Here is a 13,577-nt window from a genome sequence, read left to right on the forward strand (position 1 = left end):
GGGGCGGAGGCCTTTGGCCGCTCCCTTCGCCCAGTGCGGATTCCACCTGAGAGTGCTGATTCGGCCGTGACCCTCGACCATATCCGGAATTTTTGCATCATCGCCCACATCGACCACGGAAAATCGACCCTGGCCGACCGTATCCTGGAGCGGACGGGGGCTCTCTCCGCCCGCGAGATGTCCGAGCAGGTGCTCGACTCGATGGACCTGGAACGGGAGCGCGGCATCACCATCAAGGCGGCCAGCGTGCGGCTCCAGTACCGCTCCCCGAAGGGGAGGACCTACGTCTTCAACCTGATCGACACCCCGGGCCACGTCGACTTCAGCTACGAGGTTTCGCGGAGCCTCAAGGCCTGCGAGGGGGCGCTTCTCCTCGTGGATGCCACCCAGGGCATCCAGGCCCAGACGCTGGCGAACGCCTACCTGGCGATGGGGCACGACCTGGCCATCGTCCCGGTTATCAACAAGATCGACCTCCCCTCGTCCGACCCGGAGCGGGTGATGGCCCAGGTGGAGGACATCATCGGCATCGACCGCAAGGAATGCCTGCTGGTGAGTGCCAAGATGGGGACGGGGGTGGACGAGCTCCTCGAAGCGCTGGTGGAGCGCATCCCGCCCCCCGGGGGCGACCCGGATGCCCCGCTCCAGGGCCTGCTCATCGACTCCTGGTTCGACTCCTACCAGGGGGCCATCCCGCTCGTGCGCGTGTTCCAGGGGAAGGTGCGGAAAGGCGACGTGGTCCGCTTCATGTCGAACGGCAGCACGTACCAGGTAGACGCCCTCCAGGTCTACACGCCGCGCGAGACGCCCGCGGAGTCCCTCGGGCCGGGGGAGGTGGGTTCCTTCTCGGCGGCCATCCGCCAGGTGAGCGACACCAGGGTGGGCGACACCGTCACCTTGAGGGACAGGCCCGCCTCCGAGCCGATCGAGGGCTTCCAGGAGCCCAAGGCGATGGTTTTCAGCGGCCTCTACGCCGCCGACAGCGCGGAATATGAGAACCTCCGGGCCGCCCTGGAGAAGCTCCGCCTGAACGACTCCGCCTTCAGCTACGAGCCCGAGACCTCGCCGGCCCTGGGCTTCGGCTTCCGCTGCGGCTTCCTGGGCCTGCTCCACATGGACATCATCCGCGAGCGCCTGGAACGGGAGTACGACCTCACCCTCATCATCACCGCCCCCACCGTCATCTACCGCGTCTACCTGCGGGACGGCTCCGTGATCGAGATCGACAGCCCGGCCAAGCTGCCGGACCTCACCCGGATCGACCACATCGAGGAGCCCTTCATCGTCGGCACCATCCTGTCCCCGACCGAATATGTGGGCGCCATCTTCAAGCTCACGCAGGAGAAGCGCGGCGTCCAGCGCTCGCTGGAGTACCTCGACCCCAAGACAGTCCAGATCATCTACGAGCTGCCCTTCGGGGAGATACTCTTCGATTTCTACGACCGGCTGAAGTCCATCACCCGGGGCTACGCGAGCTTCGACTACGAGCCCCTGGACTTCCGCCCGGCGGAGGTGGTGAAGCTCGACATCCTGCTGAACGGCCAGCCCATCGATCCCTTCTCCACCATCCTCCACAAGGAGAGGGCCTACACCTACGGCCGGGCGCTGGTGACGAAGATGCGCCAGCTCATCCCCCGGCAGATGTTCGAGGTGGTCATCCAGGCGGCGGTGGGGAACCGCGTCATCGCGCGCGAGACCGTGAAGGCACTGCGCAAGGACGTGACGGCCAAGTGCTACGGCGGGGACATCACCCGGAAGCGGAAGCTCCTGGAGAAGCAGCGCGAGGGCAAGAAGCGGATGAAGAACATCGGCACGGTGGAGGTGCCGCAGGAGGCCTTCATGGCCGTCCTGGACGTCGGCCGGGAGGGCGCGTGACCGAATCCGAGACGACGCGCGGCGGGCGCCGCCTCCCGCGCGAAAAATCCACGATCCGCGAGTACGCCGAGGCCATCATCATCGCCCTGCTGCTCGCGCTCTTCGTCCGCTCCTTCATTATCCAGGCGTTCAAGATCCCCTCGGGGTCCATGGAGGACACCCTCCTCATCGGGGACCATCTCCTCGTCAACAAGTTCCTCTACTGGTTCCGCGGGCCCCGGCGCGGCGACATCATCGTCTTCCGGTATCCCCGGGACGAGAGCCGCGACTTCATCAAGCGCGTGATCGGGCTGCCGGGAGAAACCGTGATGATCCGCGGCCGGGACGTCTTCATCAACTGCGCCACCCCGGATGAGCCCTCCCGCTGCGCGCCGCTGCGGGAGCCGTACACCATCTTCAAGCCCGAGGGAGGGATGGAAGGGCCCGAGCGCTTCTGGGGTCCTCGCGTCGTGCCGCCGGGCCATCTCCTCATGCTCGGGGACAACCGGAACAACAGCCAGGACAGCCGCTTCTGGGGCTTTCTCCGGATGGGGGCCCAGCTCGACCGCCTCCGCGTCCGGCTGGGGGACTACCACCTCGATCTGCCCTTCCCCTGCTCGCTCTGGCCCGGAGCCTGCTGGGACGACAAGATCCGCGGCGTCGCCTTCGTCATCTACTGGTCCTGGGACGGCGGGCACGGGGGCGTCCGCTGGAGCCGGTTCGGGAAGATCATCCGGTAGATTTACCGGGCTTCTTTCGCCCGTAGGGGCAGGCCTCCGTGCCTGCCCCATCGTGCATGAGGGCGGCCACAGGGAGCCGCCCCTACACATCCTGCCGGATTTCCCGTCCCATCAATTCCCGCAGCCGCGCCGCCCCTCGGTCCGCCTCCTCCCACGGGAGCCAGTCCGCCCGGGGGCCCAGGGGCGCCCACAGGGCGGGGGCCGAGGCGGGCCCCATGAGGATGAGGGCGGGCGCCCCGCACAGCGCGGCCAGATGGCTCACCCCCGAGTCGCAGCCCAGATAGGCGCGAGGCTCCGCCAGGAGCGCCCCCAGCGCCTCGGCCGGAGGGGCCTTGAGGGCGGGGAGGGCGCTCCCCCACGCCCCCTCGAAGGCCCGGACCGCCTCGGCGTCGGCCGGGCCCTGGATGAGCAAGGGCGGCTCATCGCCGCAAAAATCCCGCGCGATATGGGCCATCGCCCCGGACGGGGCCCACTTGCCCCGGCCCCCGCTCCCCGGGTGCAGGACCAGGGAGGGAGGTCGGTCCACCCCCAGCGCGGCCAGCAGCCCCCGCGCCTTCTCCCGGCTGGCGGGGGAGGGGACGAGCGGAGGGGGCGGCCAGGGCCCCGGCGGGGCGTCCGGGGCGGCGGCCCGTTCCATCCAGCGCGCGGTATGCGTTCCCTCGTCCGGCGGAGGGAAGGGAGGGGCGAGGCGGTGGTTCCCCCCGCGGAGCGCCCGGAGCCGCCGGGCGGTCTCCCCCTCCAGGTCGCGGGCGAAGAAAACCGAGGCGTCATAGCCTTGGAGGAGGAGATCCAGCGCGTCCCCTGGGGCAGGCTCCTGGTAGAGGAGATGGAAGGGCCGGGCCTCGGCGTCCAGGAGCGCGTCCGCCCGCCCGGCGTCGAGCAGGGGGGCGGCGCAGGCGGGCCGGGCGGCCAGGACAATCCGGGCCCCGGGGAAGCGGCGCCGCAGGGCATCCAGGGCCGGGAGGGCGAGGAGGGTATCCCCCAGCGCGCCCGAGCGGAACAAGAGGACGCGGCCCATCTGGGTCAGGAGGGGAGCGCGCGGAGGATGCGGGCGAAGTCCTCCGCATCCAGGGTTTCGGCCCGGCGCCCGCCCGCCACCCCGGCGCGGGCCAGAATCTCCGGCCAGTCGGGGATTTTCCCCGGCAGGGAGAAACCTTTCAGGTTGTTGAGGAGGGTCTTCCGCCGGTGGGCGAAGGCGGCCCGCACGAGGCGGAAGTAGGTTTCCTCGTCGGGCACCCGGACCCGAGGGCGGGGGAGGGCCCGGAGGCGCACGAGGGCCGAGTCCACCTTGGGCGGGGGCCGGAAGGCCCCCGGCGGCACCCAGCGGCAGACTTCCGCCTCGTAGCGGTGCCGCACCCAGAGGGTGAGGGAGCCGTAGTCTTTTCCGCCGGGCGGGGCGGCAAGGCGCTCGGCCACCTCGCGCTGCACCATGACCACCATGAGCGGGAAGCGCTCCGGCCACCCGCACAGGAGCGAGAGGAGGCCCGAGGCGATGTTGTAGGGGAGGTTCGCGATGAGCTTCTGGGGCGAGGGGAGGGCCGCATAGTCGAGCTTCATGGCGTCACCGGGGATGACCTCGAGCGAGGACTCCCGGGCGGCCAGCTCCTGGAGGCCGGGCAGGAGGTCGCGGTCGAGCTCCACCGCGGCGACGCGGGCCCCGGCGGCCAGCAGGGCGCGGGTGAGGGTGCCGTCTCCCGCCCCGATCTCCAGCGCACGCTCGCCGGGAGAAATCCCCGCCAGTTCAATGATGGTCCGCAGGACCGCCGGATCCCGGAGGAAATGCTGGCCGAAGCGCTTTTTCGGGGAGGCGGGCATGGCGGTTCCGTCGCGGGGGCGGGCCGGCAGGCCGACACAGTGCCCCGCCGGGAGGGAAGGGTCAAGGGGGGCCGGGACCGGCCCGAAATGGCCGTGGGCGGTTGGCACACCCCCGAGGACGTGCTAAGGATCAGGGCGTCTGATTATCCCCCTCTTGGCCCTTGCGGGGAAAAGCGCTGGCGGCCCGCCTTGCGGGCGCCCGCCCGCGCCGTAGAAGTCCCGGCCGCGCGGAAAAAATCAGGGGGCGCGTGCCCTCTGCCGTTGTGGGATTGCCCTCCTCGGGCATGGATAAGGGAGCCGTTGAATGGCCACGAAGGCGAAGTCGAAACCGAAGGCGAAAAAGCTGCTCGAGCCGCCGAAGGAAGGCACCCGCATCACATTCAAGAACGGGAAGCTCCAGATGCCGGACGACCCCATCGTCTGCTACGTGCGGGGCGACGGCATCGGCGTCGACATCACCCCCGCCATGATGGACGTGGTGGATGGGGCGGTGCAGAGGGCCTACGGCGGGAAGCGGAAGATCGCCTGGTACCGCATCTATGCGGGCGAGGACGCCACCGAGCGCTACGGCGAGCTCATGCCCCAGGAGACGATGGACGCCGTCCGGCACTACTATTTCGCCATCAAGGGGCCCCTCTACACCCCCATCGGCGGCGGCTTCCGCAGCCTGAACGTGGCCTTCCGCCAGGTGCTCGACCTCTACGCCTGTGTCCGGCCCGTGCGGTGGTTCACCGGCGTGCCCTCGCCCGTGAAGCATCCCGAGAAGGTGGACATGTGCATCTTCCGGGAGAACACCGAGGACGTGTATATCGGCATCGAGTGGCCGGTGCACTCCAAGGGCGCGAAGAAAGTCATCTCCTTCCTCAAGAAAGAGCTCGATGTCACCGTCCGCCCCGACAGCGGCATCGGCATCAAGCCCATCTCGATCTTCGGCAGCCAACGCATCGTCAAGAAGGCGATCGAGTACGCCATCCTGAACAAGCGCAAGTCCTTTTGTCTCGTCCACAAGGGCAACGTCCAGAAGTACACCGAGGGCGCCTTCAAGGACTGGGGCTATGAGTTTCTGAAGAAGAACTACCGCAAGCACATCGTCACGGAGGAGGAGCTCGGGTCGAAGAAGTACAACGGCCAGCTCCCCGAGGGGAAGATTCTCGTCAACGACCGCATCGCCGACAACATCTTCCAGCAGGTGCTCACCCGGCCGAACGAGTACGAGGTCCTGTGCGCCACGAACCTGAACGGCGACTACCTCTCCGACGCCATCGCCGCGCAGGTGGGAGGCCTGGGCATCGCCCCGGGCGCGAACATCGGCGACCAGATCCACTTCTTCGAGCCCACCCACGGCACGGCCCCCAAGTACGCCGGCAAGGACATGGTGAACCCGAGCAGCCTCATCCTCTCCGCCGTGATGATGCTGGGCTACATGGGCTGGACGGAGGCCTCGCAGCTCATCGTCAAGGGCATGGAGGAGACCTTCCGCCAGAAGATCGTCACCTACGATTTCGAGCGCCAGATGGAAGGGGCCCAGAAGGTTTCCTGCTCGGAATTCGGGCGGGCAATTGTGCGCAATATGTAGTACCGGGAGGTGCGTATGCGCAGGCCGAAGATCACCATCGTGGGCGCCGGCAACGTGGGCGCCACCGCCGCGCACTGGGCGGCGTCGAAGGAGCTGGGCGACATTGTCCTCATCGACATCATCGAGGGCGTGCCGCAGGGCAAGGCGCTGGACCTCTACGAGAGCGCCCCGGTCGAGGGCTTCGACAGCCAGGTCGTCGGCACGAACGACTACAAGGACACCGCGAAGTCCGACATCGTCGTCATCACCGCGGGCATCGCGCGCAAGCCCGGCATGAGCCGGGACGACCTCATCGCCACGAACGCCAAGATCGTGGGCGGCGTGACGGACGAGGTGATGAAGCACTCGCCCGACTGCATCCTGGTCATCGTCTCGAACCCTCTCGACGCCATGGTCTCCATGGCCCACCGCCGGAGCAAGCTCCCCCAGAGCCGCATCGTGGGGATGGCCGGCGTCCTGGATAGCGCGCGCTTCCGCACCTTCATCGCCATGGAGCTGGGCGTCTCGGTCGAGGACGTGCAGGCCTGCGTGCTGGGCGGCCACGGGGACACCATGGTGCCGCTGCCGCGTTACAGCACGGTGGCCGGCATCCCCATCACGGCCCTGATGAAACCCGACCGCATCGAGTCCCTGGTGCAGCGCACCCGGGACGGCGGCGCCGAGATCGTGAACTACCTCAAGACCGGCAGCGCCTTCTATGCGCCCGGGGCCTCGGTCATCCAGATGGTCGAGGCGATCGTGAAGGACAAGAAGCGCATCCTCCCGTGCGCCGCCCTCCTGCAGGGCGAGTACGGCGAGCGGGACGTTTTCATGGGGGTGCCCGTCATGCTGGGCGCGGGCGGCGTCGAGAAGGTGATCGAGCTCGACCTCGCCCCGGACGAGAAGGCCGCCTTCAAGAAGTCGGCCGACCACGTCCGCAGCCTGGTGAAGGTGCTCCCGCAGTAGCCGCCGTACCCACGCCACCGTCCCCGCCCCGCCTCCGGGCTGAGGAGGCGCGGGCGGGGCGGCGTTTTTCTCCGTCCTCCGCGCCGCCCGGGCTTCGGGCGGGGCCGGAGGCCCCGGACCCCCGCCGGGCCGGGAGAGGCGGGTTCCGTCTCAGCCGACCGGAGAGCCGGATGAACATTCACGAGTACCAGGGCAAGGAGCTGTTCCGGAAATACGGGGTGGCGGTCCCCCGGGGCGGGGTGGCCTCGACGCCTGAGGAGGCCGAGCGCGTCGCCACGGAGCTGGGCGGCGCGGTGGCCGTGAAGGCCCAGATTCACGCCGGGGGACGGGGCAAGGGCGGGGGCATCCAGCTGGCCAAGAGCCCCGCCGAGGCCAGGCAGGCCGCCTCCCGGATCATCGGCATGACGCTGGTGACCCACCAGACGGGCCCCCAGGGCCGCCTCGTGAAGAAAGTGTGGGTTGAGGAGGCCAGCCAGATCGAGCGCGAGCTCTACCTGAGCATCGTCCTCGACCGCGCGGCCGGGCGCCCCACCATCATGGCGAGCACCGAAGGCGGCATGGACATCGAGGAGGTGGCCGCCAAGACGCCCGAGAAGCTCCTCAAGGTGCCGGTGGACCCCGCCCTGGGCGCCTGGCCCTCCACTGCCCGCCGCGTGGCCTACGGCCTCGGGCTGACCGGGGCGCTGGCGGGCGAGGCCGTCAAGTTCCTCACCAGCCTCTACCGCTTCTACAGCGACATGGACTGCTCCCTGGTCGAGATCAACCCGCTCATCCAGACCAAGGACGGGCGCATCCTCGCCCTGGACGCCAAGGTGAACTTCGACGACAACGCGCTCTTCCGCCACCCCGACGTGGCCGCCCTGCGCGACCTGGACGAGGAGGACCCGCTGGAGGTCGAGGCCTCGAAGCACAGCCTGAACTACATCAAGCTGGACGGCGAGGTGGGCTGCATGGTGAACGGCGCGGGGCTCGCCATGGCCACCATGGACATCATCAAGCTGAGCGGCGCCTCGCCCGCCAACTTCCTCGACGTGGGCGGGGGGGCGAGCCGCGAGATGGTGGAGAACGCCTTCCGCATCCTCATGAGCGACAAGGCGGTCCGGGCCGTGCTCATCAACATCTTCGGCGGCATCCTGCGCTGCGACGTGCTGGCCCAGGGCGTGGTGGACGCCGTGAAGACGGTCAACGTGAACGTGCCTATCGTCATCCGCATGGAGGGCACGAACGTGGACAAGGGACGGGAGATCCTGCGGACCTCCGGCCTCGATTTCACCGTGGCGGACGGGATGGCCGACGCCGCGAAGAAGGTCGTCGCGGCCCTCGACCGCACGACCTAGGAGAGCGGGCGTGAGCATCCTCATCGGCAAGGAGACGCGGGTCCTCGTCCAGGGCATCACCGGCAAGGAGGGCAACTACCACGCGCAGCAGTGCATGCGCTACAGCCAGGAGTTCGCGGGAGGGGGCGGGGCCGTCGTCGCGGGCGTGACGCCCGGCAAGGGCGGCGGCAAGCTCGACGGCGCCCTGGAGAAGGTGCCCGTCTTCGACACCGTCGCCCAGGCCGTGGCGGCGACCGGGGCGAACGCCTCGCTCATCTTCGTCCCTCCGCCCTTCGCGGCGGACGCCATCGTCGAGTCCGTGGACGCGGGAGTGCCCTTCGTGGTCTGTATCACCGAGGGCATCCCGGTGCGCGACATGGTGTACGTGAAGCGCCACATGCAGGGCTCCCCCGCCGTCCTCATCGGCCCGAACTGCCCGGGCGTCATCACCCCCGGCGGCTGCAAGATGGGCATCATGCCGGGCCACATCCACAAGGAGGGCAGCATCGGGGTCATCTCGAAGAGCGGTACCCTCACCTACGAAGTGGTGGCCCAGCTCACCGCCCAGGGGCTCGGGCAGACGACCTGCGTGGGCATCGGGGGCGACCCGATCATCGGCACGATGTACATCGACCTCCTCAGGCGCTTCCAGGAGGATCCGGCGACCGAGGCCATCATCATGATCGGCGAGATCGGCGGCTCCGCCGAGCAGGACGCAGCGCGCTGGGCCAAGAAGAACGTGACCAAGCCGATGGTGGGTTTCATCGCGGGCCAGACGGCCCCCAAGGGCCGCCGCATGGGCCACGCCGGGGCCATCATCTCGGGAGGCGAGGGAACCGCCGCCGAGAAGATGCGCGTCATGGCCGAATGCGGCATCCGCGTCACCCAGAGCCCGGCCGAGATGGGCCTCACCATGGCGCGCGCCCTGGGCCGCGCCTGAGCCTCGGCCGGGGATTTTTCAGGATAGGAGAGGCGGCCGAATGGAGCGGACGTTCGCGATGATCAAGCCCGACGCCGTCGAGCGCGGGCTCGCGGGGAAGATCCTCTCCCGCATCGAGGGGGAGGGCTTCAAGATCGTGGGGATGCGGCTCGTGCGGATGACCAAGGCCCAGGCCGAAGGGTTCTACGCCGTGCACCGGGAGCGGCCCTTCTTCGGAGGCCTGACCGCCTACATGTCCTCGGGGCGGACGGTGGTGCTGGCGCTCGAGCGCCAGAACGCCATCCAGCACTGGCGCGACGTGATGGGCGCCACCGACCCGGCCAAGGCGGCGCCCGGCACCATCCGCAAGGAGTTCGGGGAGAGCATCGAGCGCAACGCCACCCACGGCTCGGACGCCCCCGGCACGGCCGCCTTCGAGCTGGGCTACTGGTTTCCGGGAGTATCGCTGCACGAAGGATAGAGAGCGGGCATCGGAACAAAGAATCAATGTGCGAGCCTTTTCTCCCTCCCCCTCCGGGGGAGGGAGGGGGCGGGGGGAGGGAGATGCGACGAGGATCATTCCCGGGTGAAGGGGGATAAATATGCGCCTGAAGGGGAAAGTCGCCATCGTCACCGGGGCCAGCCAGGGCATCGGCCAGGCCATCGCCCTGGCCTTCGCCCGCGAAGGGGCCAAGGTCGTCCTCGCCGCCCGGAACCGGGCCAACCTTGAGGGGACGGCGCGCAAGGTGGCGGCCCTCTCCAAGGAGTCGCTCGCCTCGCTCGTCGTGCCCACCGACCAGACCGACGAGGCCCAGGTCCGCACCCTGGTCGAGAAGACCCTCGCCGAATTTGGCACCGTCGACATCCTGGTGAACAACTCGGGTGTCGCGGGCCCCACCAAGCCCTGCGAGGAAGTGACGAAGGAGGAGTGGGAGGAGTGCATGTCGGTGAACGTGACTGGCATGTTCCTGTGCGCGAAGCACGTCATCCCCGTGATGAAGAAGAACCGCCGCGGGCGCATCATCAACGTGAGCTCCATCAGCGGCAAGCGCCCCTTGCCGAACCGCATCCCCTACACCGCCTCCAAGATGGCCGTCATCGGCTTCACCCGCACCCTGGCCTTCGAGCTGGGCGGGTACGGCATCACCGTCAACGCCATCTGCCCGGGCGCCACGGCCGGGCCGCGCATCCAGAGCGTCTTCGAGAACATGGCCCGGGTGCAGAACATCTCCGTCGAGGAGGCCGAGCGCGCCTTCACCGACCCGGCCGCCCTCAAGTGCCTCGTCACCCCGGAAGATCACGCCGCGGTGTGCGTCTTCCTCGCCTCGGACGATGCCGCCCACATGACGGCCCAGGACATCAACGTCACGGCCGGCCTCGTCTGGTACTGAGCCGGGGCGCCTCCTCCCGCCTCCCCTCCCGTGCTATGCTAGCGGGTTGCCGTCCCGATGGCCGGGGCGGCCGCCATCTGTCCGCTGCCTGGGATTCCAATGCCGGAGACGAACGGAGCGCCGCGCCGCGAGCGGAAGATCGTCGTCCGCGGCGCCCGCGAGCACAACCTGAAGGACCTCCACCTCGAGATCCCCCGCGACAGGCTCATCGTCGTCACGGGGCTGAGCGGGTCGGGGAAGAGCAGCCTCGCCTTCGACACCCTCTACGCCGAGGGCCAGCGCCGCTACATCGAGTCCCTCTCGGCCTACGCCCGGCAGTTCATGGACCAGATGGACAAGCCGGACGTGGACTCCATCGAGGGCCTCTCGCCCACCATCGCCATCGAACAGAAGACCATCAGCAAGAACCCCCGCTCCACCGTGGGCACGGTGACGGAGATCTACGACCACCTGCGCCTCCTCTACGCCCGGCTGGGGGCTCCCCACTGTCCCTCCTGCGGCCGGCCCATGAACGCCCTCTCGACCGAGCAGATGGTGGCCCGCGCCCTGGGTATCGGAGTGGGCAAGCGCCTCCAGGTGCTGGCGCCCCTGGTGCGGGGGCGCAAGGGCATTTACCGCAAGGAGTTCGACGACCTGCTGCGCAAGGGCTTCACCCGGGCGCGGATCGACGGGCGCTACCGCGAGCTGGAGGAGGACATCGCCCTCGACCGCCACGCCAAGCACAATATCGAGGTGGTGGTGGACCGGCTGGTCCTGAAGCCGGGGATCGAGAAACGCCTGGGCGAGTCCATCGAGACGGCGCTCTCGCTGGCGAAGGGCCTGGTGATGTTCCACGAGGAGGAGGGGAGCGAGTATCTCTTCAGCCGCCAGTCGGCCTGCGCCGAGTGCGGGGTGACGCTGCCCGAGATGGCGCCCCGGATGTTCTCCTTCAACAGCCCCTACGGCGCCTGCCCGGCCTGCGGCGGCCTGGGTTCGGTCTACCAGATGGACCCGGCCCGGGTGGTGCCCGACCCCTCCCTCTCGCTGGAGGAAGGGGCCCTCGCCCCCCTGCGGGGGAGCAAGAGCTTCCTCGCCTCCGCCGTGAAGGCGGCCATCGAGGTCTACGACATTCCCCCCGATAAGCCCTTCGCCAGGCTCTCGAAGAAGCACCAGGACATCCTCCTTCACGGGAACGGGGGGGACGCCCTGCGTGTCCGCCACAAGACGGGCGGGCGAACCCTGAGGCGGGAACGGGTCTTCCCGGGGGTGCTGGCCGCCCTGGCCGAGCGGCGGGAGGAGACCCAGAGCGACGACCTGAGGGTGGACCTGGAGCAGTACATGAGCGCCCTCCCCTGCGAGGCCTGCAAGGGCGGGCGGCTGCGGCCCGAGAGCCTGGCCGTGACCTTCGGGGGGAAGAACATCTCCGAGGCCTGCGCCATGACCATCCAGGAGGCGCGGCCCTTCTTCGCCCGGATGAGCGAGGTGCGGGCGAACGACCTGGTGGCCGAGCGCATCCTGAAGGAGATCAATGAGCGCCTGGAGTTCCTGGACCGGGTGGGGCTCGACTACCTCACCCTCGACCGCCCCACCGGCACCCTCTCGGGGGGGGAGGGTCAGCGCATCCGCCTGGCCGGGCAGATCGGGGCGAGCCTGGTGGGGGTGCTCTACATCCTCGACGAGCCCAGCATCGGCCTCCACCAGCGGGACAACCGCCGCCTCCTCGGCACCCTGCGCCGCCTGCGCGACAACGGGAACACCGTCATCGTGGTGGAGCACGACCGCGAGACCATCGAGAGCGCGGACCACGTGATCGACCTGGGCCCGGGCGCCGGGGAGCACGGGGGCCGCCTCGTGGCCTCCGGGACCCCGGACGACATCCGCGCCCACCCGGACTCCCTGACCGGGCGTTACCTGGCCGGAGAGCTCGAGGTGCCCCGGCCCGCCGGCCGGCGCAGGCCCGCGGGGCGCTTCCTCACCATCCGGGGGGCCTCCCAGCACAACCTGCGGGACATCGACGTCTCCATCCCCCTCGGGCTCTTCACCTGCGTGGCCGGGGTGAGCGGAAGCGGGAAGAGCACCCTCGTCGAGGAGATCCTCTACCGCGCCCTGGCCCGCAAGCTCTACGGCGCGCTGGCCCCCCCGGGCGCCCACCGGGCCATCGAGGGCGTCGAGCACATCGACAAGGTGATCGACATCGACCAGTCCCCCATCGGGCGCACCCCGCGCAGCAACCCGGCCACCTACACGGGGGTGTTCGCCCCCGTCCGGGAGCTCTTCGCCCAGATGCCCGAGGCCCGCAAGCGCGGCTACAAGGGCGGGCGCTTCAGCTTCAACGTGAAGGGCGGGCGCTGCGAGGCCTGCGAGGGGGACGGCTACATCCGGGTCGAGATGCACTTCCTTCCCGACCTCTACGCCCAGTGCTCCGAGTGCCGGGGGCGCCGCTTCAACCGCGACACCCTGGATATCCGCTACAAGGGGAAGAACATCGCCGAGGTGCTCGACATGACGGTGGAGGAGGCGGCGGCCTTCTTCGAGAACATCAACGCGCTGCGGTGGAAGCTCCGCACCCTCCAGGACGTGGGGCTGGACTACGTGCGCCTCGGCCAGCCGGCCACCACCCTGAGCGGGGGCGAGGCCCAGCGCATCAAGCTGGCGAAGGAGCTCTCGCGCCAAGCCACGGGCCGCACGCTCTACATCCTGGACGAGCCGACGACGGGCCTCCACTTCGCCGACATCGAGAAGCTCCTCTCCGTTCTCCACCGGCTGGTGGACCAGGGGAACACGGTGGTGGTCATCGAGCACAACCTGGACGTGATCAAGGCCGCCGACTACGTCCTGGACCTGGGGCCCGAGGGCGGGAAGGGGGGCGGGCTCCTCGTGGCGGCGGGATCGCCCGAGGATGTGGCATTGGCGGAGGGCTCCCACACGGGGGCGCACCTCCGGCAGGCCCTCCGGGGAGCCCCCGCGGGCCATGCGTGAGAAGGGCCTCCGCCGCCTCGCCATCTGGGTCGAGTACGACGGCGCGGAGTTCCAGGGGTGGCA

Annotated in this window: 11 protein-coding genes; 9 read left to right on the forward strand and 2 right to left on the reverse strand. The window is 69.3% G+C overall.

The window, feature by feature from the left end:
- Positions 1-66: 66 nt before the first annotated feature.
- Both lepA and lepB read left to right on the forward strand, forming a co-directional pair.
- Positions 67-1,875 carry an elongation factor 4 gene (lepA, locus tag HYZ11_11775; GenBank protein ID MBI3128276.1) on the forward strand — a complete coding sequence of 603 codons (1,809 nt, stop codon included), beginning with the start codon at positions 67-69 and terminating at the stop codon, positions 1,873-1,875.
- Positions 1,872-2,594, forward strand: a complete 723-nt coding sequence (gene lepB, locus HYZ11_11780) for a signal peptidase I (protein MBI3128277.1) — start codon at positions 1,872-1,874, stop codon at positions 2,592-2,594. The genes lepA and lepB overlap by 4 nt, the downstream gene beginning before the upstream one ends.
- A gap of 82 nt (positions 2,595-2,676) precedes the next feature.
- Here lepB and HYZ11_11785 read toward each other — a convergent pair whose 3' ends face one another.
- Together HYZ11_11785 and rsmA are read right to left on the reverse strand one after the other, a co-directional pair.
- A complete protein-coding gene (locus HYZ11_11785; protein ID MBI3128278.1) occupies positions 2,677-3,612 on the reverse strand; it encodes a hypothetical protein in 936 nt (311 codons plus the stop codon).
- 5 nt (positions 3,613-3,617) lie between these two features.
- Positions 3,618-4,409: a ribosomal RNA small subunit methyltransferase A gene (gene rsmA, locus HYZ11_11790; protein ID MBI3128279.1), complete on the reverse strand. Its 792-nt coding sequence runs from the start codon at positions 4,407-4,409 to the stop codon at positions 3,618-3,620.
- A 304-nt stretch (positions 4,410-4,713) separates the two neighbouring features.
- Between rsmA and icd the strand changes: the two genes are divergently transcribed.
- The 7 genes from icd to uvrA all read left to right on the forward strand — a co-directional run bounded on the left by icd (position 4,714) and on the right by uvrA (position 13,514).
- Complete coding sequence (gene icd, locus HYZ11_11795; protein MBI3128280.1) at positions 4,714-5,985, forward strand: isocitrate dehydrogenase (NADP(+)); 1,272 nt, start codon at positions 4,714-4,716, stop codon at positions 5,983-5,985.
- Between the two features lie 15 nt (positions 5,986-6,000).
- Positions 6,001-6,930: a malate dehydrogenase gene (gene mdh / locus HYZ11_11800; GenBank protein MBI3128281.1), complete on the forward strand. Its 930-nt coding sequence runs from the start codon at positions 6,001-6,003 to the stop codon at positions 6,928-6,930.
- Positions 6,931-7,100: 170 nt separating this feature from the next.
- Positions 7,101-8,267: an ADP-forming succinate--CoA ligase subunit beta gene (sucC, locus tag HYZ11_11805; GenBank protein MBI3128282.1), complete on the forward strand. Its 1,167-nt coding sequence runs from the start codon at positions 7,101-7,103 to the stop codon at positions 8,265-8,267.
- Positions 8,268-8,277: 10 nt separating this feature from the next.
- On the forward strand, positions 8,278-9,186 hold the full coding sequence (sucD, locus tag HYZ11_11810; protein MBI3128283.1) for a succinate--CoA ligase subunit alpha: 909 nt from the start codon (positions 8,278-8,280) through the stop codon (positions 9,184-9,186).
- 40 nt (positions 9,187-9,226) lie between these two features.
- Complete coding sequence (gene ndk, locus HYZ11_11815; GenBank protein MBI3128284.1) at positions 9,227-9,646, forward strand: nucleoside-diphosphate kinase; 420 nt, start codon at positions 9,227-9,229, stop codon at positions 9,644-9,646.
- A gap of 121 nt (positions 9,647-9,767) precedes the next feature.
- Entirely contained in the window at positions 9,768-10,556 is a 789-nt protein-coding gene (locus tag HYZ11_11820) for an SDR family oxidoreductase (GenBank protein ID MBI3128285.1), read from the forward strand.
- Positions 10,557-10,655: 99 nt separating this feature from the next.
- Positions 10,656-13,514, forward strand: coding sequence for an excinuclease ABC subunit UvrA (uvrA, locus tag HYZ11_11825; protein MBI3128286.1), 2,859 nt, complete (start codon positions 10,656-10,658; stop codon positions 13,512-13,514).
- The last annotated feature ends 63 nt before the right edge of the window (positions 13,515-13,577 follow it).

This window comes from Candidatus Tectomicrobia bacterium (genome assembly GCA_016192135.1).
GTDB lineage: Bacteria > UBA8248 > UBA8248 > UBA8248 > UBA8248 > 2-12-FULL-69-37.